Origin of the sequence: Streptomyces sp. NBC_01298 (assembly GCF_035978755.1) — a bacterium.
Lineage (GTDB): Bacteria > Actinomycetota > Actinomycetes > Streptomycetales > Streptomycetaceae > Streptomyces.
In genome coordinates, this window is sequence record NZ_CP108414.1 from 5,743,981 (window position 1) to 5,765,617 (window position 21,637).

At 69.5% G+C, this 21,637-nt stretch carries 24 protein-coding genes, 1 tRNA gene, 1 pseudogene and 1 riboswitch; of the genes and pseudogenes, 17 read left to right on the plus strand and 9 right to left on the minus strand.

From position 1 onward, the window contains the following. Nucleotides 1–181: 181 nt before the first annotated feature. Nucleotides 182–2,587 carry an immune inhibitor A domain-containing protein gene (locus OG730_RS26080; RefSeq protein WP_327306509.1) on the plus strand — a complete coding sequence of 802 codons (2,406 nt, stop codon included), beginning with the start codon at nucleotides 182–184 and terminating at the stop codon, nucleotides 2,585–2,587. A gap of 111 nt (nucleotides 2,588–2,698) precedes the next feature. Next, on the plus strand, nucleotides 2,699–3,067 hold the full coding sequence (locus tag OG730_RS26085) for a hypothetical protein (protein ID WP_327306510.1): 369 nt from the start codon (nucleotides 2,699–2,701) through the stop codon (nucleotides 3,065–3,067). A 94-nt stretch (nucleotides 3,068–3,161) separates the two neighbouring features. Here the strand turns inward: OG730_RS26085 and OG730_RS26090 are convergent, their stop codons facing one another. Next, the gene (locus OG730_RS26090) at nucleotides 3,162–3,761 is read right to left on the minus strand and encodes an isochorismatase family protein (RefSeq protein WP_327306511.1); all 600 of its coding nucleotides are present in this window, start codon (nucleotides 3,759–3,761) and stop codon (nucleotides 3,162–3,164) included. A gap of 263 nt (nucleotides 3,762–4,024) precedes the next feature. Further along, on the minus strand, nucleotides 4,025–5,353 hold the full coding sequence (locus OG730_RS26095; RefSeq protein WP_327306512.1) for a nicotinate phosphoribosyltransferase: 1,329 nt from the start codon (nucleotides 5,351–5,353) through the stop codon (nucleotides 4,025–4,027). Between the two features lie 81 nt (nucleotides 5,354–5,434). Between OG730_RS26095 and clpS the strand changes: the two genes are divergently transcribed. From clpS to OG730_RS26130, 7 genes are all read left to right on the plus strand, one after another. After that, nucleotides 5,435–5,749 (plus strand): ATP-dependent Clp protease adapter ClpS, encoded by a 315-nt coding sequence (gene clpS, locus OG730_RS26100; protein WP_243337276.1) that lies wholly within the window; start codon nucleotides 5,435–5,437, stop codon nucleotides 5,747–5,749. Next, complete coding sequence (locus OG730_RS26105; protein WP_327306513.1) at nucleotides 5,749–6,363, plus strand: DUF2017 domain-containing protein; 615 nt, start codon at nucleotides 5,749–5,751, stop codon at nucleotides 6,361–6,363. The genes clpS and OG730_RS26105 overlap by 1 nt, the downstream gene beginning before the upstream one ends. A gap of 367 nt (nucleotides 6,364–6,730) precedes the next feature. Continuing rightward, nucleotides 6,731–8,152 carry an amino acid permease gene (locus OG730_RS26110; protein ID WP_327306514.1) on the plus strand — a complete coding sequence of 474 codons (1,422 nt, stop codon included), beginning with the start codon at nucleotides 6,731–6,733 and terminating at the stop codon, nucleotides 8,150–8,152. A 175-nt stretch (nucleotides 8,153–8,327) separates the two neighbouring features. Continuing rightward, on the plus strand, nucleotides 8,328–8,750 hold the full coding sequence (locus tag OG730_RS26115; protein ID WP_327306515.1) for a M67 family metallopeptidase: 423 nt from the start codon (nucleotides 8,328–8,330) through the stop codon (nucleotides 8,748–8,750). 99 nt (nucleotides 8,751–8,849) lie between these two features. Beyond that, nucleotides 8,850–8,957, plus strand: a complete 108-nt coding sequence (locus OG730_RS26120; RefSeq protein ID WP_323182362.1) for a putative leader peptide — start codon at nucleotides 8,850–8,852, stop codon at nucleotides 8,955–8,957. Nucleotides 8,958–9,046: 89 nt separating this feature from the next. Beyond that, on the plus strand, nucleotides 9,047–9,334 hold the full coding sequence (locus OG730_RS26125; protein ID WP_327306516.1) for a MoaD/ThiS family protein: 288 nt from the start codon (nucleotides 9,047–9,049) through the stop codon (nucleotides 9,332–9,334). Next, a complete protein-coding gene (locus OG730_RS26130; RefSeq protein ID WP_327306517.1) occupies nucleotides 9,334–10,284 on the plus strand; it encodes a PLP-dependent cysteine synthase family protein in 951 nt (316 codons plus the stop codon). Before OG730_RS26125 ends, OG730_RS26130 begins: the two co-directional genes overlap by 1 nt. Before the next feature lie 484 nt (nucleotides 10,285–10,768). On the opposite strand, the pseudogene OG730_RS26135 reads toward OG730_RS26130, so the two are convergent. Together OG730_RS26135 and OG730_RS26140 are read right to left on the minus strand one after the other, a co-directional pair. Next, nucleotides 10,769–11,173, minus strand: a pseudogene (locus tag OG730_RS26135) (DUF488 domain-containing protein). Next, on the minus strand, nucleotides 11,113–11,547 hold the full coding sequence (locus tag OG730_RS26140) for a hypothetical protein (RefSeq protein WP_327306518.1): 435 nt from the start codon (nucleotides 11,545–11,547) through the stop codon (nucleotides 11,113–11,115). Before OG730_RS26140 ends, OG730_RS26135 begins: the two are co-directional and overlap by 61 nt. 238 nt (nucleotides 11,548–11,785) lie before the next feature. Here OG730_RS26140 and OG730_RS26145 point away from each other — a divergent pair, with 238 nt between their 5' ends. Beyond that, complete coding sequence (locus OG730_RS26145; RefSeq protein ID WP_327306519.1) at nucleotides 11,786–12,538, plus strand: MBL fold metallo-hydrolase; 753 nt, start codon at nucleotides 11,786–11,788, stop codon at nucleotides 12,536–12,538. A gap of 95 nt (nucleotides 12,539–12,633) precedes the next feature. Here OG730_RS26145 and OG730_RS26150 read toward each other — a convergent pair whose 3' ends face one another. After that, nucleotides 12,634–13,899, minus strand: coding sequence for a PTS transporter subunit EIIC (locus OG730_RS26150; protein WP_327306520.1), 1,266 nt, complete (start codon nucleotides 13,897–13,899; stop codon nucleotides 12,634–12,636). A 407-nt stretch (nucleotides 13,900–14,306) separates the two neighbouring features. Further along, a complete protein-coding gene (locus tag OG730_RS26155) occupies nucleotides 14,307–15,608 on the minus strand; it encodes a PTS transporter subunit EIIC (RefSeq protein ID WP_327306521.1) in 1,302 nt (433 codons plus the stop codon). A gap of 221 nt (nucleotides 15,609–15,829) precedes the next feature. Here OG730_RS26155 and OG730_RS26160 point away from each other — a divergent pair, with 221 nt between their 5' ends. The 4 genes from OG730_RS26160 to rdgB all read left to right on the plus strand — a co-directional run bounded on the left by OG730_RS26160 (nucleotide 15,830) and on the right by rdgB (nucleotide 18,171). Continuing rightward, the gene (locus tag OG730_RS26160; RefSeq protein WP_327306522.1) at nucleotides 15,830–16,126 is read left to right on the plus strand and encodes a PTS sugar transporter subunit IIB; all 297 of its coding nucleotides are present in this window, start codon (nucleotides 15,830–15,832) and stop codon (nucleotides 16,124–16,126) included. Between the two features lie 140 nt (nucleotides 16,127–16,266). Next, nucleotides 16,267–16,998 (plus strand): ribonuclease PH, encoded by a 732-nt coding sequence (gene rph, locus OG730_RS26165; protein WP_327306523.1) that lies wholly within the window; start codon nucleotides 16,267–16,269, stop codon nucleotides 16,996–16,998. Nucleotides 16,999–17,122: 124 nt separating this feature from the next. Further along, nucleotides 17,123–17,509, plus strand: coding sequence for a hypothetical protein (locus tag OG730_RS26170; RefSeq protein ID WP_327306524.1), 387 nt, complete (start codon nucleotides 17,123–17,125; stop codon nucleotides 17,507–17,509). 44 nt (nucleotides 17,510–17,553) lie between these two features. Next, nucleotides 17,554–18,171 (plus strand): RdgB/HAM1 family non-canonical purine NTP pyrophosphatase, encoded by a 618-nt coding sequence (gene rdgB, locus OG730_RS26175; RefSeq protein WP_327306525.1) that lies wholly within the window; start codon nucleotides 17,554–17,556, stop codon nucleotides 18,169–18,171. Between the two features lie 59 nt (nucleotides 18,172–18,230). Here the strand turns inward: rdgB and OG730_RS26180 are convergent. The 3 genes from OG730_RS26180 to bcp form a co-directional block, all read right to left on the minus strand. Next, a tRNA-Leu gene (locus OG730_RS26180) sits at nucleotides 18,231–18,314 on the minus strand. A 42-nt stretch (nucleotides 18,315–18,356) separates the two neighbouring features. After that, a complete protein-coding gene (locus OG730_RS26185) occupies nucleotides 18,357–19,379 on the minus strand; it encodes an HNH endonuclease signature motif containing protein (RefSeq protein WP_327306526.1) in 1,023 nt (340 codons plus the stop codon). 144 nt (nucleotides 19,380–19,523) lie between these two features. Beyond that, nucleotides 19,524–19,991 carry a thioredoxin-dependent thiol peroxidase gene (bcp, locus tag OG730_RS26190; RefSeq protein ID WP_250741149.1) on the minus strand — a complete coding sequence of 156 codons (468 nt, stop codon included), beginning with the start codon at nucleotides 19,989–19,991 and terminating at the stop codon, nucleotides 19,524–19,526. Nucleotides 19,992–20,106: 115 nt separating this feature from the next. Between bcp and OG730_RS26195 the strand changes: the two genes are divergently transcribed. From OG730_RS26195 to OG730_RS26205, 3 genes are all read left to right on the plus strand, one after another. Continuing rightward, complete coding sequence (locus tag OG730_RS26195; protein WP_327306527.1) at nucleotides 20,107–20,424, plus strand: DUF3618 domain-containing protein; 318 nt, start codon at nucleotides 20,107–20,109, stop codon at nucleotides 20,422–20,424. Nucleotides 20,425–20,470: 46 nt separating this feature from the next. Further along, nucleotides 20,471–20,815, plus strand: coding sequence for a GroES family chaperonin (locus tag OG730_RS26200; protein WP_243337241.1), 345 nt, complete (start codon nucleotides 20,471–20,473; stop codon nucleotides 20,813–20,815). Nucleotides 20,816–20,870: 55 nt separating this feature from the next. Further along, nucleotides 20,871–20,964: riboswitch (guanidine-III (ykkC-III) riboswitch) on the plus strand. 31 nt (nucleotides 20,965–20,995) lie between these two features. Then, entirely contained in the window at nucleotides 20,996–21,316 is a 321-nt protein-coding gene (locus OG730_RS26205) for a DMT family transporter (protein ID WP_327306528.1), read from the plus strand. The last annotated feature ends 321 nt before the right edge of the window (nucleotides 21,317–21,637 follow it).

Below are 21,637 nucleotides of genomic sequence, written 5' to 3' on the forward strand. Positions count from 1 at the left end.
CGTCCGAATAGCGGAACTCGGTGACCGCATAGTGCAGTTGTAAGGAACAAGTCAAGGTCTGTCTTTTCTCGCGTCTCTCCGGTCAAATGTCGTCACTTGAGACGCGCGCCGCACGGAACCCCCCAACTCCTACGGAGAAGTTCCGCACCACTTCGCGGCCGCGGGAGGGGAACGACATCAAGTGACCAGCAACTCGGCCAGACGACGAGCGCTGCGCGCCGCCGCAATCGGCGTGACCCTGGCAGCGACGGCGGCCACCGGCGCCGCCTTCACGATGGCCACGGCAGACCCGGGTGCGAAGGTGTCCGCCGCGGACCGCCAGGACCCGACCGCTCCTTCGAAGGAGCAGGTCAAGCACAACCTCGAAGGCCCGTTCAGCAAGCAGCAGGAGCAGGCCCGCAAGGCTGCCCTGGAGCAGGTGCTGAGCGGCAAGAAGACCGTCGAGCAGAAGGGCGCCTCCAAGGTCGTCAAGCTCGACGACAAGAAGTACGTCGAGCTCGGCCGCGAGAAGACCGACAAGATCTTCACGATCCTCGTCGACTTCGGCGACCAGGTGGACAACACCACCACGTTCGACCCGGACGGTGCCGGCCCCAAGCCGCCCGTGCCCAAGTACGGCGGCAACCCGGGCCCGCAGCACAACCAGATCGCCCAGCCCGACCGCACTGTGAACAACAGCACGGCCTGGCGCAAGGACTTCAACCGCGCGTACTTCCAGGACCTGTACTTCGGTACCGGCAAGGGCAAGAACTCGCTGAAGACCTACTACGAGAAGACCTCCTCGGGCCGTTACTCGGTCGACGGCGAGGTGGCCGACTGGGTCAAGGTCCCGTACAACGAGGCCCGTTACGGCTCGAACTACTGCGGCCAGAGCAACTGCGCCAACGTCTGGGACACGGTCAAGGACGGCGTGACCGCCTGGGCCGAGGGCCAGAAGAAGGCCGGGAAGACCGACGCGCAGATCAAGGCGCAGCTGGCCCAGTACGACCTCTGGGACCGCTACGACTTCGACGGCGACGGCAACTTCAACGAGCCCGACGGCTACATCGACCACTTCCAGATCGTCCACGCGGGCGAGGACGAGTCGGCCGGCGGCGGCGTGCAGGGCACCAACGCCCTGTGGGCCCACCGCTGGTACGCCTACGGGACCGAGGCCGGCAAGAACGGCCCCGCGAACAACAAGGCCGGCGGCACCCAGATCGGCAACACCGGCATCTGGGTCGGCGACTACACGATGCAGCCCGAGAACGGCGGCCTCGGCGTCTTCGCGCACGAGTACGGCCACGACCTGGGCCTGCCGGACCTCTACGACACCTCCGGTGGCGGCGAGAACTCGGTCGGCTTCTGGTCCCTGATGTCGGCGGGCTCCTGGCTCGGCAACGGCAAGGACTCCATAGGCGACCTCCCGGGCGACATGACCGCCTGGGACAAGTTCCAGCTGGGCTGGCTGAACTACGACAAGGCCAAGGCCGCGACGAAGTCCACCCACAAGCTGGGCGTCTCGGAGTACAACACCAAGGACAAGCAGGCGCTGCTCGTCGACCTTCCCAAGAAGAAGGTCACCACCGACATCGTCGCTCCCGCCGAGGGTGCTTCGCAGTGGTGGAGCAACATGGGTGACGACCTCAAGAACACCCTCACCCGCTCGGTCGACCTGACCGGCAAGTCCTCCGCGGCCCTGTCGCTCAAGGGCTGGTGGGACATCGAGGCGGAGTACGACTTCCTGTACACCGAGGTCTCCACCGACGGCGGCGCCACCTGGACCGCGCTCGCCGGCACCGCCGACGGCGTGGCCATCCCGGTCGACGCTTCCAACAGCCCGTCGCTCACCGGCGTCTCGGGCGGCTGGAAGAACCTGGCCTACTCGCTGGACGCCTACGCGGGCAAGAAGGTCAACCTCCGCTTCCGCTACCAGACGGACGGCGGCGCGGGCGGCAAGGGCTTCACCGGTGACGCCCTCGCCATCACGGCGGACGGCGCCACGGTCTTCACCGACGGCGCGGAGAACGGCGACAACGGCTGGACCGGCAAGGGCTTCTCCCGCGTCGGCTCCGGTTTCACCAAGGAGTACGCGCAGTACTACCTGGCCGAGAACCGCCGCTACGTCTCGTACGACAAGACCCTCAAGGTCGGTCCGTACAACTTCGGCTTCACCAACACGAAGCCGAACTGGGTCGAGCACTACGCCTACCAGGACGGCCTCCTGATCTGGCAGTGGGACACCTCCCAGAAGGACAACAACACCAGCCAGCACCCCGGCGCCGGTCTGATCCTTCCGATCGACGCCAACGCCAAGCCGATGAAGTGGTCGGACGGCACCCTGCTGCGCAACAAGATCCAGCCGTACGACGCCGCCTTCAGCGCGTACAAGACGGATGCGATCACCCTGCACAAGAACGGCCAGGAGCTCTTCCTGAAGCCCAAGCCCGCGCAGCTCGTCTTCGACGACCACAAGGGCAAGTACTTCTACGACGAGAACCCGACCGGCTCGGTGAAGACCACTGACACCAACACCAAGATCAAGATCGTGAAGGAGACCTACGACGGTCTCGTCATGACGGTCGAGGTCGGTCCCTCCACCAAGTAATTCGGTAAAACCGCAGGTCAAAACATGATCGGCCGTCGCCCCCTAGCGGGCGGCGGCCGATCGCGTTTAGATGCGTGGGCTGAGTTTCTTATTGACGGGGGAGATGAAGACATGCCCGGTGGAGGTTTCGTCCGATTGCCAGGCGGCAGCGTGGTCGTCGCGCTCACGCTGCCCAGACCGTCCGTGGAAGGTGCCGTCGGCGCCGTCAAGGGCGGACTCGTAGGGCGCAGCACAGCCGGCGTCGCAGGCGCCGCCGAAGGTGGAAACGTCCGCGTGCTGGTGCACGCGGTGAACCGGGCCCGCGCCCTGACCAGGCTGCGGAACCTCGGACTGCGCGCCGTCTACCTGCGCGGGAACGCGCAGCCGCCCACGCCGGACGAGATCACCGCCGTCCTGCACCACCCCGACGGCCTGCTCTGGCGCTCCGCCCCGGACCGGGCGGCGGAGCTGTGGCACCCGATCAGGGCCCTGCTGGGGTGACCGGGCGGGGCCGGGCCCCGGGGCGGGGCCGGGCGGCCCCGGTGACGTGGCCGGGGCCTCAGGCGGGGCCTCAGCCTGGGCCTCAGCCGGGTTCTCAGCCGGCCACCACGGGGGTCCCGCTCAGCTCCACCCCGGCTTCCCGGAGCTCCGCCAGCGCTCGGGTCGTGGTGTGCGGGGCCACGCCTGCGGTCAGGTCCAGCAGCACGTGCGTACGGAACCCCGCGCGGGCCGCGTCCAGGGCGGTGGCCTTCACGCAGTGGTCGGTGGCGATGCCGACCACGTCGACCTCGGTGACCTGCCGGTCGCGCAGCCACTCCACGAGCCCGCGGCCGTTCTCGTCCGCGCCCTCGAAACCGCTGTACGCGGCCTCGTACGCCCCCTTGTCGAAGACGGCGGCCACGGCCCCCGAGGCGACGGCGGGCGCGAAGTTCGGGTGGAAGCCCACGCCCTCGGTCCCGGCGACGCAGTGCACCGGCCAGGAGGTCTCGTAGTCCGGCTGGGCCGGGGGGTGCGCGAAGTGGGACCCGGGGTCGACGTGGTGGTCGCGGGTGGCGACGACGTGCCGGTACCCGGCGGTGGCCTGGCCGATGAGCTCGGTGATGGAGGCGGCGATGTCGGCCCCGCCGGTGACCGCGAGGCTGCCGCCCTCGCAGAAGTCGTTCTGGACGTCGACGACGATCAGTGCGCGGTGCATGTCCGGTGCCCTTCGGTTGGGTGTTCTTGTGGGGCGGAGTGGTCCTGGCGAGACGGCGCGGGGCCCTGCGGGGCCTTTCCCCCACCCCGCCCCTTCCCGAAACTGGGGCTCCGCCCCAGGCCCGCGAGGCGCGCACGCGCAGGCCGGGCCGCAGGCCGGGCCTCAGCCGAATCCAGCCCCGCCGGCGTTTGAGGCGCGGGGTCTGGGGCGGAGCCCCAGGGGCCCCGGCTGCGCCGGGTTCGCGGCCCGGCCCCGCCCCGGCGCTACGCGTACTCGGTCGGGATCACGGCCTCGCCGCGGGACAGCTGCGTGGCCGACAGGGGCAGGCCCGCCAGGACCTCGCGGTGGCGGTCCCGGGCCGTCTCCAGGGACTCGCGGGCCACGACCTCGCCGCCCTTGACCAGCTCCACGAGCAGCTGCCTGTCCGCCAGCGCGGCCGGCACCGGCCCGGTGCCGAGGACCTCCGCCTCCGCGATCCCCTCGGAGTCGGCCCGCCGGGCCGCCCACTTGCGTCCCCCGACGGAGGTCTTGCCGCCGGAGGACTTCTTCGCCACCGACACCAGCGGCGCCTTCGGGTCGGCCGAGGCCGCCCGCGCCACCAGCTTGTAGACCATCGAGCACGTCGGGTGCCCGCTGCCCGTCACCAGCTGGGTGCCGACCCCGTACGCGTCCACCGGAGCGGCCGCCAGCGAGGCGATCGCGTACTCGTCCAGGTCCGAGGTCACCACGATCTTCGTCCCCGTGGCCCCCAGCTCGTCGAGCTGCTGCCGCACCCGGTGCGCGACCAGCAGCAGGTCCCCGGAGTCGATGCGGACGGCGCCCAGGTCCGTCCCGGCGACCTCCACGGCCGTGCGGACCGCCTCCGCGACGTCGTAGGTGTCCACCAGCAGCGTGGTGGAGCCGCCCAGCGAGGCGACCTGGGCGGTGAAGGCGTCCCGCTCGCTGTCGTGCAGCAGGGTGAAGGCGTGGGCGCTGGTGCCGACCGTCGGGATCCCGTACCGGAATCCGGCCGCCAGGTCCGAGGTCGAGGTGAAACCGCCGACGTACGCGGCGCGCGCCGAGGCGACGGCCGCCAGCTCGTGCGTGCGCCGGGCGCCCATCTCGATCAGCGGCCGGCCGCCGGCGGCCGAGGACATCCGGGAGGCGGCCGCGGCGATCGCGGAGTCGTGGTTGAGGATCGACAGGATCACGGTCTCCAGCAGCACGCACTCGGCGAAGCTGCCCTCGACGCGCAGGACCGGGGAGCCGGGGAAGTAGACCTCGCCCTCCGGGTAGCCCCAGATGTCTCCGGAGAAGCGGTACGAGGCGAGCCAGTCGAGGGTGCGGGCGTCGACGACGCCGCGCTCGCGCAGGAACTCCAGTACGGCGCCGTCGAAGCGGAAGTTCTCCACCGCGTCGAGCACCCGGCCGGTCCCCGCGATCACTCCGTAGCGGCGCCCCTCGGGGAGCCGGCGGGTGAACACCTCGAAGACCGAGCGGCGGTCGGCCGTGCCGCTGGCCAGCGCGGCCTGCAGCATCGTGAGCTCGTAATGGTCCGTGAAGAGCGCTGTCGACGGCACGTCCACCGGCAGGCCCAGGTCCGCAGGGTTCATGTGACGGATGCTAGCGCACATCTCGTCAGAGTGACGAGATGTAGGGGCCCGTTTGTGCGACGGGCCCCTGTCAGTGGCAGCATGGGACAAGTGAGTGTTGCTCCCATTGAGATCGAACGCACCGAATCCGCCGAAGAGACCTTCGCGGTCCCCGAACCCGACGTCCCGTGGGTGACCCTGGTGCACAACGACCCGGTCAACCTCATGAGCTACGTGACGTACGTGTTCCAGGCGTACTTCGGCTACTCCAAGGACAAGGCGAACAAGCTGATGATGGACGTCCACCACAAGGGTCGGGCGGTCGTCTCCAGCGGCAGCCGCGAGGAGATGGAACGGGACGTGCAGGCCATGCACGGCTACGGCCTCTGGGCGACCATGTCCCAGGACCGCAACTGATGGGCGGCGTCTTCGAACCCCTGAAGGCCGGCGGGGCCGCCATCGCGCTGGACGAGATCGAGATCTCGATCCTGCGCTCCCTGGCCGTACAGCTGCTGGAGCTCATCGGACCCGGCGAGCCGGAGCCCGAGCCGGACGCCGACCCGCTGGCCGCGCTCTTCGCCGCCTCCGACGGCCCCACCGAGCCCCCCTCCGACCCGGCCCTGGCCCGGCTCTTCCCCGACGCCTACGGCGGCCCGGAGACCCCGGCGAACGCCGACACGGAGGAGCTGCGGGCCCACTCGGCCGAGTTCCGCCGCTTCACCGAGAACGACCTGCGCACCCGCAAGCGGGAGGACGCGCTGGCCGTCGTACGGAGCCTGGACGGGCTGAGCCCCGCGGGCGACGGCGCGGCCGTCCTGGAGGTCGACGGGGAGCTGCGCCTGCGCTGGCTGGGCGCCCTGAACGACCTGCGGCTCACCATCGCGGCCCGCCTCGACATCACGGAGGACGACGAGAGCGCGGTGCTGTTCCGGCTCCCGGACGACGACCCGCGCAAGCCGATGGTGATGGCCTACCTCTGGCTCGGCGGTCTCCAGGAGACCTTGATCGAGACGCTCGCCGGGACCCTCTGAGGGACCGCCCGTGGAACCTCCGGGGGTACCTCCCGGGGAACCCTCTGAAGATCCTCAAGTACGTCCGCCGTTCGCTCAGCGGACGCTCAAATCCGGATAACGATCAGATCACCACGATGTGGTGATCTGATCCATTTCAGGACCTCTGTCCTGATTTTTTTATGCCCTGCGTCACATTTTCCGCCCTCTCGCACCGGTAAGCACGTGATAAATCTTCACGACCGCCGACGGGGCGCCACCCATGCCCCCCGGCCTGCTTGAACCGGCTGACCGCCGGCGTGCAACTCCATCCGTATCCGGGGGGATCGAGGACCCGATCCGCTGCCAGTCATGGCGCGGGTCGGCGTGGAGAAAGGCGCACCAAGACATGACCTCCGTACAGGTCGACGAGCAGCAGCACGACACGGGCGAGGGCGACGGCTACCACCGCGCACTCGGAGCCCGCCAGATCCAGATGATCGCGATCGGCGGCGCCATCGGCACCGGCCTCTTCCTGGGCGCCGGCAAGGCCATCTCCAAGGCCGGCCCCAGCCTGATCCTGGCCTACGCCATCGCGGGCCTGGTCATCTTCTTCATCATGCGGGCGCTGGGCGAACTGCTCATGTACCGCCCGGTGTCCGGCTCCTTCTCGGACTACGCCCGGGAGTTCCTCGGCCCCTTCTGGGGGTACGTGACCGGCTGGACCTACTGGCTCTTCTGGGTGGTCACCGGCATCACCGAAGTCACCGCCGCGGCGCAGTACATGTCGTACTGGACCCATGACGGCTTCCCGCAATGGGCGTACGCGCTGATCTTCACCGTCATCCTCTACGGCGCCAACCTGATCTCCGTGAAGCTCTTCGGCGAGCTGGAGTTCTGGTTCTCCATGGTCAAGGTCACCGCCATCGTCGGCATGATCCTGATCTGCGCCGGCATCCTCACCATCGGCTTCTCCGACGCGGCCGACACCGCCACCGTCTCCAACCTGTGGAACGACGGCGGCTTCTTCCCCAAGGGCCTCGGCGGCACGCTGATGACCCTGCAGATCGTGATGTTCGCCTTCCTCGCCGTCGAACTGGTCGGCGTCACCGCCGGCGAGTCCAAGGACCCCGAGAAGACCCTGCCCAAGGCCATCAACACCGTGCCGTGGCGCATCGCCGTCTTCTACGTCGGCGCGCTCATCATGATCCTGTCGGTCGTCCCGTGGCACGAGTTCCAGCCCGGCGTCAGCCCCTTCGTCGCCGCCTTCGAGAAGATGGGCCTCGGCGTCGGCGCCGCGATCGTCAACTTCGTCGTCCTGACCGCGGCCCTTTCCTCCTGCAACTCGGGCATGTACTCCACCGGCCGCATGCTGCGCGACCTCGCCCTCAACGGCCAGGGCCCGAAGTTCTTCACCAAGCTCACCAAGAGCGGCACCCCGCTGGTCGGCACCACCTTCTCCGCCGCGCTGATGCTGGTGGGCGTCTGGATCAACTACGTCGCCCCGGGCAAGGCCTTCGACTACGTCGTCTCCTTCGCCACCATCTCCGGCATGTGGGCCTGGATCATGATCCTGGTCTGCCAGATCCGCTACCGCGCCGCCTCCGACCGCGGCGACCTCCCCGCGTCCCCGTTCCGCGCCCCCGGCGCCCCGTTCACGAGCTACTTCGCCCTGGCCTTCATCGGCATGGTCATCGTGATGATGGGCATCGACAAGGACGCCCGGGTCTCGCTCTACTGCGCCCCCCTGTGGGGTCTGCTGCTCGGCGTCTCCTACCTGGTGATGAAGTCCCGCGACCCGCGCGGCGCGGCCTTCACCAAGGCCTCGTAGCGCCTCCAAGGCCTCGTAAGGCCTCCACGAACCGCGGGTCCCGGCCGCCTGTCACGGGCGGGAACCGCGCGGCATTCGGGCGCGATCCCTTGTGAACGGCGGATCGTGTCCACCATCCGGGCCGTCCCGTACCAGTCCTCGGTACGGGAGGGCCCGTCTGCTTATCCTGTCGCTCATGCTGACCATCACCCAGGACCTGTACGACCAGATCGTCGCGCACGCCCGTCAGGACCACCCCGACGAGGCCTGCGGCGTGGTGGCCGGCCCGGCCGGCACGGACCGCCCCGAGCGGTTCGTACCGATGCTGAACGCGGCCCGGTCGCCCACGTTCTACGAGTTCGACTCCAAGGACCTGCTGAAGCTGTACCGCGAGCTGGACGACCGGGACGAGGAGCCCGTCGTCGTCTACCACTCGCACACCGCCACCGAGGCCTACCCCTCGCGCACGGACGTCACGTACGCGAACGAGCCCGGAGCGCACTACGTCCTGGTCTCCACGGCGGACAAGGACGGCCTCGGGGAGTTCCAGTTCCGGTCGTACCGGATCGTCGAAGGCGTGATCACGGAGGAAGAAGTGCAGGTCGTAGCGGCCTACTGAGGCACCCCCACAGGGCTACTTCTCAGTATGTGAGCGAGATCCGTCCACGATGCGGGATCACACTCCAAACCAGGGACCGGGAATCGTTAACATGACCGCATGGTTTCCCACGACGTGAGCATCGAGACGCCCGGCAGGCTGCTGCTTGTGGCGCGGCTGCACGTCGACCTGTGCCGCCTCGCCAGCGCCATCTGTACAGCCGCCTGAGCCCCCGGCGGCCCCCTCGCGGGGCCGCACGCGCTCACGCCTGCTCCGCTTCGCCCGCCTTCCCTTCACCATCCTGACTGGAGCCTGCCATGGCCATCGAGGTCCGCATCCCCACCATCCTCCGCACCTACACCAACGGCGAGAAGGCCGTCACGGGGGAGGGCGCCACGCTGGCCGACCTCTTCACCGACCTGGAGACCCGCCACAAGGGCATCCAGGAGCGCATCATCGACGAGGGCAAGGGCGGCGAACTGCGCCGCTTCGTCAACGTCTACCTCAACGACGAGGACGTCCGCTTCCTGGACGGCATCTCCACCGCGCTCAAGGACGGCGACAACGTCACCATCCTCCCGGCCGTAGCCGGCGGATCGAAGTAATGCGCTACGACTCCCCCCTGGCCGCGGTCGGCAACACGCCGCTGGTACGCCTGCCCCGGCTCTCGCCCTCGGACGACGTCCGCATCTGGGCGAAGCTGGAGGACCGCAACCCGACCGGCTCGATCAAGGACCGCCCCGCGCTCCACATGGTCGAGCAGGCCGAGAAGGACGGCCGGCTGTACCCCGGCTGCACGATCCTGGAGCCCACCTCGGGCAACACGGGCATCTCCCTCGCGATGGCCGCGAAGCTCAAGGGCTACAAGATCGTGTGCGTCATGCCCGAGAACACCTCTCAGGAGCGGCGCGACCTGCTGGCCATGTGGGGAGCCGAGATCATCCCGTCGCCGGCGGCGGGCGGCTCGAACACGGCCGTCCGCGTCGCGAAGGAACTGGCGGAGCAGAACCCCTCCTGGGTGATGCTCTACCAGTACGGCAACCCGGACAACGCGGGCGCCCACTACGCCACGACCGGCCCGGAGATCCTCGCGGACCTCCCCTCGATCACCCACTTCGTGGCGGGGCTCGGCACCACCGGAACCCTTATGGGCGTGGGCCGCTACCTGCGCGAACACGTCCCGGGCGTCAAGATCGTCGCGGCCGAACCGCGCTACGACGACCTCGTCTACGGCCTGCGCAACCTCGACGAGGGCTTCGTCCCCGAGCTGTACGACGCCTCGGTCCTGACGACCCGCTTCTCCGTGGGCTCGGCGGACGCGGTCACCCGCACCCGGGAGCTCCTCCAGCAGGAGGGCATCTTCGCGGGCGTCTCCACGGGCGCGGCCCTGCACGCGGCGATCGGCGTCGGCCGCAAGGCGGTGGCGGCGGGCGAATCGGCCGACATCGTCTTCGTCGTGGCCGACGGCGGCTGGAAGTACCTCTCGACGGGCGTCTACACGGCGGCCACCACGGAAGAAGCCATCGAAGTCCTCCAGGGCCAACTCTGGGCGTAGCCCGCACCTCCTTCTCAACGCGTCGCTCGCACCGCTGCGCGGGCTTCGCGGCGCTGCGCCGGACTCCGTCCGGCGGTGGCGGGTCGGCGGTGCCGCCACTGCGGTCTCGGCGTGGGGCTGGTGGGCGGGTGCGGGTGGGTTGGCCCTGCGGGGCTGGGTCCCCTACCCGCCCTTCGCCCGTTCCCCGGGGCTGCGCCCCGGACCCCGGCCACGTGCGGCGCCGTTGCCGGGGGGCTGGGGATATCCAGCCTCGCCGGCGTTTGAGGCGCGGGGTCTGGGGCGGAGCCCCAGGGGGTCCGGGCGCAGCCCGGGGCCTGTTCCTTTCAGCCCGTCCGGCGTTTGAGGACCGGGTCCGGGCTGGCCCGGGGAACGGTGGAAGGGTGGGTAGGGGACAGCCCCGCAGGGCCTCCACCCGCACTCGCCCGCCGGGCACCGCGCCGGGGCGGCAGGGCCGAGCGCCCCGACCGGCCACCGCCGGACGGCGTTAAGAAGGCGGCCCCGCCAACAGTGCGGCCAGCACCCCCGCATGGCTGCCCCCCGGATCCTTGACGGCAGTCAGCAGCGTGACCGGCCCGGCCGCGGCCACGGCCCGCAGCCGGGCCAGTTCGGCCACGGCCTCCTCCCCGCGGAGCTACGCCCCGTACCGCTCCCGGAACTCCGCCACAGACCCGCCCCCGTGAAACCACTTCCGCAGCTCCCCCGACGGGGCGACCGCCTTCGCCCACTCGTCGACCCCCGCCGCCTCCTTCGAGAGCCCCCGCGGCCACAGCCGGTCCACGAGCACCCGGACCCCGTCCAGCTCCGGGTCCGGGGGATCGTAGACCCGCTTCAGCCGGACGACCCCGGCGCCCCGGGCCCCGGCCCCCCGAGCCCCTTCACCTCGTCCCACACCGCCGGATCCACCGCCCCCAGCGGCCGCGCCCTCGCGAACTCCCACACCGACACCTCCACCGCCCGGTCCGCCTCCAGGAACGCGCCCCGCGCCCCCACCACCCCCGGCGGCAGCGGGATCACCCCGGCGCGCCGGTCGTCGTACTTCCCGGTGATCCGCGCGATCCGCGCCCGGTGGCCCCGTACGCCCAGCACCAGGACGGGCCGCCCGTCCTCCAGGGACCACAGCTCGCCGGCCTCCGGCCGCGGCAGCGGGCCCGGTCCGTGCGGCGGATCCGCGGCCCGCCGCAGCGGCCGCGCCCGCCGGGGGAGGAGCACCAGCAGGATCACGACCACCACGGCGGCGACCGCCGGCCACCAGGACGTGTCCATACTCCGACCGTAGTCCTGCCCGACGCCCCCGGCACGGCAGCGGCACACCCACCGCGCCGCGCCACACCGCGCCCGCACGGCAACCCGGGTCCGCCCCGTCGCTCCCCCGGGTGACAGCTCAGGTGATTCGCCCCACAACGGCCTGCCGCGGAGGAGCGACCGGACCTTTCGCGCCTTACGCTCGACCCACGCACGGCCCGCATTCCGTCCACGGACCGTCCACGGAGGTTCACGCTCCATGAAGCTCACCGTCGTCGGCTGTTCGGGGTCGTTCCCGTCCGCGGAATCGGCCTGTTCGAGCTACCTCGTCGAGGCCGACGGCTTCCGGCTGCTCCTCGACATGGGCAACGGCTCCCTCGGCGAGCTCCAGCGCCACATCGGGCTCTACGACCTCGACGCGATCTTCCTCAGCCACCTGCACGCCGATCACTGCATCGACATGTGCGCGTACTTCGTCGCCCGCTTCTACCGCCACGAGGGCGGCCGCTGCGGCACCATCCCCGTCTACGGCCCCGAGGGCACCGAGAAGCGGCTGTCCACCGCCTACGAGGACGTCCCCGACGAGCGTTCCATGAGCGAGGTCTTCGACTTCCGGACCCTGAAGTCCGGCACCTTCGAGATCGGCCCGTTCCAGGTCCGCACCGAGAAGGTCTGCCACCCGGTCGAGTCCTACGGGATCCGCGTCGAGCACGGCGGCCGCTCCCTGACGTACTCCGGCGACACCGGTGTCTGCCGCGAGCTGGGCCTGCTCACCGAGGACACCGACCTCTTCCTGTGCGAGGCCTCCTTCACGCACGGCAAGGAGGACATCCCGGACCTCCACCTCAACGGGCGCGAGGCCGGGGAGTTCGCCCGCGCCGGCCGCGCCGGCCGGCTCGTCCTGACCCACATCCCGCCGTGGACGGACGCCGAACGCAACCTGGCGGACGCCCGCGCCGTCTACGACGGCCCGGTGGAGCTGGCGTACACGGGCGCGGTGTACGAGGTCTGAGCCGGGCTTCTGCGCACGCAGGTCGCAGGTACGGAAAAGCCCCCGCCCTCCCTTCCGGGAGAGCGGGGGCTTTTCCGTGGTGTGGGGCGGGAGACCTACTTGGCCTCGGCCTTCTCCATCTCGGCGAGCTCCTCGTCGGACTCGCGGCCCGGCGTCGGAAGGTTGAACTTGGTGATCGCGAAGCGGAAGCCGAAGTAGTAGACCGCTGCGAAGACCAGGCCGATCGGAAGGATCAGCCAGGGCGAGGTCGCCTTGCTCCAGCCGAGGCCCAGGTCGATCAGGCCGGCGGAGAAGTTGAAGCCGGCGTGCACCCCGAGTGCCCAGGTGACGGCCATGGAAACGGCCGTCAGCACCGCGTGGATGGCGAACAGGACCGGGGCGATGAACATGAAGGAGAACTCGATCGGCTCGGTGACACCCGTGACGAACGAGGTGAGGGCGAGCGAGACCATCATGCCGGTGACCGCCTTGCGGCGCTCCGGACGGGCGCTGTGGGCGATGGCCAGAGCGGCGGCCGGCAGACCGAACATCATGATCGGGAAGAAGCCGGACATGAACATGCCCGCATCCGGGTCGCCGGCGAAGAAGCGGGTGAGGTCACCGTGGACGACGTCGCCGGCGGCGGTGGTGAAGTCACCGATCTGGAACCAGGCGATGGTGTTGACGAACTGGTGCATGCCGATCGGGATCAGCCCGCGGTTGATGAGGCCGAAGAGGCCCGCACCGCCGGCGCCGAGGCCGGTCATCCACTCGCCGAAGTTGGAGATGACCTCACCGATCGGCTCCCAGACGACGCCGAAGAACACACCGGCGAGGACGCCGACGAAGGCCATGACGATCGGGACCAGGCGGCGGCCGTTGAAGAAGCCGAGCCAGTCCACCAGCTTGGTGCGGTGGAAGCGCTGCCACAGGACCGCGGCGAGCAGACCCATGATGATGCCGCCGAGGACACCCGGGTCGTTGATCACCGCGGGGACGTCGACACCCTTGTTCTCGGTGGTGTTGATGATGGCCTCGTGTACCGGGAAGGCCGTGAGGACCTTCTGGTAGACCAGGAAGCCGACCAGCGCCGCGAGGGCGGTGGAGCCGTCGGACTTCTTCGCGAAGCCGATCGCGACACCGATGCAGAAGAGCAGCGGCAGGTTGCCGAAGACAGCGCTGCCGGCGGCGGCGAACACCCCGGCGACCTTGTCCCAGCCGAGGCCGTCGACGCCGAAGACGTCGGGCTGGCCGAGGCGCAGCAGGATACCGGCGGCCGGCAGAACGGCGATCGGCAGCTGAAGGCTGCGGCCGACCTTCTGCAGACCCTGGATCAGGCCGGAGCCCCGCTTCTTGGCGGGAGCGGCGGTGGCCGTACTCATCAACTTCCTCCAGTGGACAAGACGCTGCCTGGGGACATGGCAAAAAAGGGGGGATGGCGGCGTCTCAGGAAAGGGGAGGACCCCGGGCCGAAAGGCCTACGTGGTCTACACCACTCAGTGGTGTAGACCAGTTGTAGCACGGTGAGGTCCGCGTAAGGAACCCACCAATTCCGTGGTGGAAGACACACCGGGACATACATGGCAAAGGCCTCCGGACCCTGTGGGTCCGGAGGCCTTCGTCTCTTATGTGGCTGTTTCTGGGAGGGCTTACGGCATCGCGCGGGAGGACGTTCGGCCACCCCCGGGAGGGGGCCTCGGGCGGGCCCCATGGGCCCTTCGCCGCGCCTCGGGGGTACGTCCGACCCTCGCCGCCGGGCGGCGCGCACGGGCCGGAAGTCCCTTCGGGCCTACGCCTTGGTGTTCTCCGCCTGCATCGCTTCGATCTCCTCGTCCGACTCCCGGCCGGGCGTCTTGATGTCCCACTTCGTGATCGCGAAGCGGAAGATGCCGTAGTAGACGACCGCGAAGCAGAGGCCGATCGGAATGATCATCCAGGGCTTCGTCGCCAGGCTCCAGTTGATGCCGTAGTCGATCAGGCCGGCCGAGAAGCTGAAGCCGTCCTTGACCCCGAACGCCCAGGTCACCGCCATCGACACACCCGTGAGCACGGCGTGCACCGCGTAAAGCATCGGCGCCAGGAAGAGGAACGAGTACTCCAGCGGCTCCGTGATGCCGGTGACGAAGGAGGTCAGGCCCACCGACAGCATCAGACCGCCGACCTCCTTGCGCCGGGCCGGCTTCGCGCAGTGAGTGATCGCCAGCGCCGCCGCCGGGAGGGCGAACATCATGATCGGGAAGAAGCCGGTGAGGAACTGGCCGGCGTTCGGGTCTCCCGCCAGGAACATCGGGATGTCACCGTGCACGGTCTGCCCGTCCGGCTTGGTGTAGCTGCCGAACTGGAACCACACCGGCACGTTCAGGAACTGGTGCAGGCCGATCACCAGCAGCGCGCGGTTCGCGACGCCGAAGATGCCGGCGCCCAACGACCCCAGGCTGATCAGCCAGTCCGAGAAGCTCTCCAGCGCGTCGCCGATCGGCGGCCAGATCAACAGGCACAGGACGGCGAAGGCGATCGCCACGAAGGTCATGATGATCGGGACCAGGCGGCGGCCGTTGAAGAAGCCGAGCCAGTCCACCAGCTTGACGCGGTGGAAGCGCTGCCAGAACCAGGCGGCCAGCAGGCCCATGACGATGCCGCCGAACACCCCGGGGTTCTGGAAGGTGTACTCGGCGAAGGTCTGGTCGGGCCCCAGGCAGCCACCACCGATGTCCTTCGTCCCCGTCGGGCAGTCCTTGGGGAAGACGCGCAGCACGCTGCGGTAGACGAGGAAGCCGACCACCGCCGCGAGCGCGGTCGAACCGTCCGCCTTCTTGGCCATGCCGATCGCGACGCCGATGCAGAAGAGCAGGGGCAGGCCGAGGTCGGCGTTGAGCAGGGCGCCGCCCGCGGCGGCCATGACCTTGGCGACGGTCGTCCAGCCCAGGCCGTCCTTGCCGAGGAAGTCGTCCTGGCCGAACCGGTTCAGGATGCCGGCCGCGGGCAGCACGGCGATCGGCAGTTGCAGGCTCCGGCCCATCTTCTGCAGCCCTTGGAACAAGCCGTTCCACCACTTCGGCTGTGGCACTGCTGCGGCGCTGCTCGCGCTCATCCGCGTCCTCCCTGACCGGCCCGTTTTTGGCAGTCGCGACACTTGCGGCACACTGGTGTAGACCACTTGTGTTGCGGTCGCATTTCACCCGCCTTGAGGGCAGGTTGGTGCTGATCATCATCATTCGGCAGATACCGGGCATGTGCCCGCGTAGCTGGGCCAATCGTGGGCTACCGTGACGAAGCGGACCGCCCTGTTGGTCGGTCGGTCGGGCGGCAGGCGTGCAGACGCCGGGCGCCGGATGTCAGTCGGACTCGTTCTTCGTAGAACTCAGGGAGAAACACATGGCCACCAAGGCTGAGAAGATCGTCGCCGGGCTCGGCGGCATCGAGAACATCGAAGAGGTCGAGGGCTGCATCACCCGCCTGCGCACCGAGGTCATCGACCCGAGCAAGGTCGACGAGGCCGCGCTGAAGGCCGCCGGCGCCCACGGCGTCGTCAAGATGGGCACCGCGATCCAGGTCGTCATCGGCACCGACGCCGACCCGATCGCCGCCGACATCGAAGACATGATGTGAGCTGAGCCCACCGGCTCACGCGCGCCCCTGCGCGCACCCGTACGAGCGCCCGCGCGCGCACCCGTACGTACGACAGGACCCCGACCGGACGCACCCGGACGGGGTCTTCTCGTTCCCTCGCACCGGCTAGGCTCGGTGCCATGTCTCGCATCGACGGCCGCACGCCCGAACAGCTCCGCCCGGTCACCATCGAACGCGGATGGAGCAAGCACGCAGAGGGCTCCGTCCTCGTCTCCTTCGGGGACACCAAGGTCTTCTGCACCGCCTCCTTCAGCGAAGGCGTCCCGCGCTGGCGCAAGGGCAGCGGCGAAGGCTGGGTCACCTCCGAGTACTCGATGCTGCCCCGCGCCACGAACACCCGCGGCGACCGCGAATCCGTACGCGGCAAGATCGGCGGCCGCACCCACGAGATCTCCCGCCTGATCGGCCGCTCGCTGCGCGCCGTCATCGACTACAAGGCCCTCGGCGAGAACACCATCGTCCTGGACTGCGACGTCCTCCAGGCCGACGGCGGCACCCGCACCGCCGCCATCACCGGCGCCTACGTGGCCCTGGCCGACGCCATCGCCTGGGGCCAGGGCAAGAAGCTCATCAAGGCCGGCCGCAAGCCCCTGACCGGCACCGTCGCCGCCGTCAGCGTCGGCATCGTCGACGGCGTCCCGCTCCTCGACCTCTGCTACGAGGAGGACGTGCGCGCCGAGACCGACATGAACGTGGTCTGCACCGGCGACGGCCGCTTCGTCGAGGTCCAGGGCACGGCCGAGGGCGAGCCCTTCGACCGCAAGGAACTCAACGCCCTCCTCGACCTGGCCGCCGGCGGCTGCGCCGACCTGGAAGCCCTCCAGCTCGGCGCCCTGGAACTCACCCTCTGACGCTGGTGGCAACCGCGCGGCCCGTCCGCGCGTCTCTTGGCATACGGGTGCACGGCGTCGAAGCCGTGCGCCCGTCCACGTATCTGCGTATCCGCGTATCCGCACCATCCTCCTGGGGGCCGAAGTGAAGCCGAAGTACCGCCTGGCAGCCGTCGCCCTGACGGCAGCGCTCGCCATACCCGCGATCACCTCCTGCGACGCGATCTCGACCGCGATGGACTGCGCGAGCACGGCGGTCGCCATCACGGACGGCGCCAACGACCTCCAGCAGGCGGTCTCGCAGGCCGGCAACAGCCCGCAGGACGCCCAGAACGCGCTCAACGCGATCGAGGCCAACCTCAAGAAGGTCGGCGACCAGACGGACAACGCCGACCTGAGCAAGGCCATCTCCTCGATGAACACGGCCGTCCAGAACGTCCGCACCTCCATCGAGAGTGGCACCACCACCCCCGACGTCACCCCGGTCGCGGACGCGGCCAGGGAGATCTCGAAGGTCTGCACCCCGGGCTGAGCCCGCGGCCCGGAGGCCGCCGGGCGGCCCGGGATAATGGCCGCATGACCTCCACGCAGCCCAGCCGCCTGATCCTCGCCACGCGCAACGCGGGCAAGGTCACCGAACTCCGCGCCATCCTGTCCGCCGCCGGCCTGCCGCACGAGCTGGTCGGCGCGGACGCGTACCCGGAGATCCCGGACGTCAAGGAGACCGGCGTCACCTTCGCGGAGAACGCCCTCCTCAAGGCCCACGCCCTGGCCCAGGCCACCGGCCTGCCGGCCGTCGCCGACGACTCGGGCCTCTGCGTGGACGTCCTCAACGGCGCCCCGGGCATCTTCTCGGCCCGCTGGGCCGGTGCCCACGGCGACGACGCCGCGAACCTCGCGCTCCTCCTGGCCCAACTCGGCGACATCGCCGACGAACACCGCGGCGCCCACTTCTTCTGCGCGGCCGCCCTCGCCCTCCCGGACGGCACGGAACGCGTGGTCGAAGGCCGCCTCCTGGGCACCCTGCGCCACACCCCGGCGGGCACGGGCGGCTTCGGCTACGACCCGATCCTCCAGCCCCTGAACGAGTCCCGCACCTGCGCGGAACTCACGGCGGACGAAAAGAACGCCATCTCCCACCGAGGCCAGGCCTTCCGAGCCCTGGTCCCGGCGGTGAGGGAACTCCTGGGCTGACGCAGCCCGAACAATGCCGAAGGCCCCCTACGCGGCTGCGTAGGGGGCCTTCGTGTAGGTGCGGTCGGAGGGACTCGAACCCTCAAGGGATTTCTCCCACAACTACCTAAAAGTTGCGTGTAGGCCAATTCCACCACGACCGCGACTAGCCGGGCAATTCGGACATCAGGCTTGGCCGGCTGCGGCTAGTGTACGACTGCCTGGCTCCGGCGGGCGACACCATTGCGGCCGCGGCCCCCGCGGCACCAGGTGTCGGTCAGCGCATGGCAGTTGGGGCACAGGTAGCGGAGGTTTTCGCGGCGGTTGTCGAGCCAGTCCCCGTTGATGTGGTCGATGTGGAGCGTGATTGGCCGCCCTAGCCATTCGCCAGGGTTCCCGCAGTTCGCGCAGGTGCATGGAACTCCGACCTCCTGGAGTGCGCGGTGGAGGCGGGGTCGGTTGAGCCGGGCAGACCCCTCTGGGCGGACGTTGAGGGTGTCGGGTGCGACGGCTCTCGGGGCCACCGCTATGCCGGACGCCCAGGGGCGCCGCTTGAAGTGATTGACGTCGAGACCGAGTTGGGCGGCGCGTCGGCGTACCCGGCGGTGATTGACGTCGTTGACCTCGAGGCCGAGGGCGCGCATGAGGTCCGCGTAGCTGTTCGCCTTCGGCGTGGCGGAGCGCAGGAGTTCCTCGGGAATGGTCAGCCGGGAATTGCGGAAGTGTGTGGTGTCGATGCCGTAAGTCCGGAGCATTTTCCCGAGAACGGATCGGGACCGACTGTCGTCGGCCATGCCCAGTGCGCGAGCCGTACCGCGGATGCTGTCAGCGTCGGCAGCCGCCTTGGCGAGCTCTGCGGAGGTGAACGGCAACTCGATCACCTCGCGCCGCATGCCTGTGAAGTGGCTTGTGTCGATGCCCGCTGCCGTCATGCGTCGGACGATGTGCGACAGAGCGCCGGTGGCAGGGCGTATGCCGAGCTTGAGGGCCACCTCGCGCAGCGTGCTGGATGACGCGGCGGCCGCTGCTATCGCCTCGTCCGGGTACTTGCGCCACGGGCTGCGCTTCGTGAAGTGGCTGCTATCGATCCCAAAGAAGGTGACTCTCTCCTGGATCATGCGGCGCTGCCCGCTGCTCTCCTTGATGTGGAGTCGCCGCATGAGGTCGGCCCAGCCCTTCGAGTCGGCGACGGCGGCGGTCAGTGTGTCTCGGTCGTACAGTTCGGCCATGGTCCCCTCCGGTTCGGCCGCGCGTGCGGCCCTCGTACGGAGTAACGGACCGATAGTCGGACAGTTACGGCTGGATTCGTCCGGCATGCAGAACGGCCCGCACCGGGTGGGTGCGGGCCGCTGTGTAAGGAGGAGGGGGCGGGGTCAGATGCCCAGGTCCTTGATGATCTTGGCTACGTGGCCCGTGGCCTTGACGTTGTAGAGGGCGCGTTCGACCTTGCCCTCCTCGTCGACGATCACCGTGGAGCGGATGACCCCGGTGACGGTCTTGCCGTACAGCTTCTTCTCGCCGAACGCCCCGTACGCCGTCAGGACCTCCTTCGAGGGGTCGCCGACCAGGGTGACCTTCAGGTGTTCCTGCTCGCGGAACTTCGCCAGCTTCTCCGGCTTGTCGGGCGAGACGCCGATGACGTCGTAGCCGGCCGTGGCCAGCACCGCCAGGTTGTCCGTGAAGTCGCAGGCCTGCTTCGTGCAGCCCGGCGTCAGCGCGGCCGGGTAGAAGTAGACGATGACCTTGCGGCCCTTGTGGTCGGCGAGCGAGATCTCGTTGCCGTCCGCGTCGGGCAGGGTGAAGGCGGGGGCGATGTCGCCCGGCTCAAGTCGCTCGCTCATGCTCAACAGTCTCCTCAAGAGGGGATCGGTACGAAGTCGAGACTAAGCTGCTGACTGACTGTTCATGGCGGGCTACGCCCGCCATGGGACCGACCACGACGACGGAGGCAGCGCGGTGCCGGAAGCCAGGACCCCCGCACAGATCGAGGCGGACATCGTCCGCCGCCGCGAGCAGCTCGCCGAGGCGCTCGACGAGATCGGGGTGCGCATGCACCCCAAGACGATCGTCGGGGACGCCAAGGCGAAGATGGTCGGGAACATCGACCACGTCGTCGGTCGCGCCGTGGCGACGGTGAACCGGCTGGTGACCGATGCCGGCGACGGGCTGCGCCACGAGGACGGCGCCCCGCGCGTCGAGCGGATCGTGCCGGTCGCGCTGCTCGCGATCGGCGTCGTGGGGCTGCTGGTGATCTCGGCGCGACGCAAGCGCTGAGGCCCCGGCGGGGTGCGGGGCGGGTGTGGCCGGGTAGGTTCGGTGCGTGAGCGAGAACACCACCACCCACGACAAGCTGCCGATCCGCATGCTGCACGACCGCGTGCTCGTGAAATCCGATTCGCCGGAGGGTGAGCGCCGCTCGGGCGGCGGCATCCTGATCCCGGCGACGGCCGCCGTCGGCAAGCGCCTGGCCTGGGCCGAGGTGGTCGCGGTCGGGCAGAACGTACGGACGGTCGAGCCCGGGGACCGGGTGCTGTACGACCCTGAGGAGCGGGCCGAGGTGGAGGTCCGCGGGGCGACGTACCTGCTGATGCGGGAGCGGGACCTGCACGCCGTGGCCGCCGAGCGGCTGGAGGGGTCGGAGGACTCCACGGGGCTTTATCTGTAGCGCCAAGAGATGTGGGAAAGGGCCGGTGACCATCGTCACCGGCCCTTTTCGTTCTGCTTTGCTACGGTAGGGGAGAACCCCCGACGAGACGCGCCGTACCGGGTGGCTGTCGCGCTGTTGCCGATGGCTGCATGACAAGACGACGCACCCCGTTCCGCTCTCGTCCCGGAGGTGCCTGTCATGGCCTGGGTTCTGCTCATCGTCGCCGGTCTGATCGAAGTCGCTTGGTCGATCGGCATGAAGTTCACCGACGGATTCACCCGGCTCTGGCCGAGCGTGTTCACGGGCGCCGGCATCGTGGCGAGCATGGTGCTGCTGTCGATCGCGGTCAAGACCCTGCCGATCGGTACGGCGTACGGCGTGTGGGTCGGCATCGGCGCGGCCGGTGCGGCCGTGGTCGGGATGGTCGCCATGGGCGAGCCCGTCACCGCCGCCCGGATCTTCTTCATCTGCCTGCTGCTGGCCGCCGTCGTCGGGCTGAAGGCCACCTCCGGTCACTGAGTTCCGCCGGTGGTGGTTCTTGTCACAGGGGTCCCGGGCCGGGGAAGGGGACGGGGGGTGCGGGCCCCCCCGGACCGCTCGGCCGGGGGCCGGCGGGCATGCCGGAACCGGCGCCGGCGAAGTTCGGTTCACGGGCCTGTGCAGGGCCCCGGAATACAGCGGCGCTACAGGTCAGACCATCGTGGGGCGGCGGGGGTTGTATGTGCGGACGGGAATTTTTCCGGGGGCGCGGCACCGCGGGAAAACCCGAGGGGGGACGGGCCGGACGTGTGAGAGGGTTTGGCACCGCGGCGGTGATCTACAGGGCCGCGGGTTCATTCT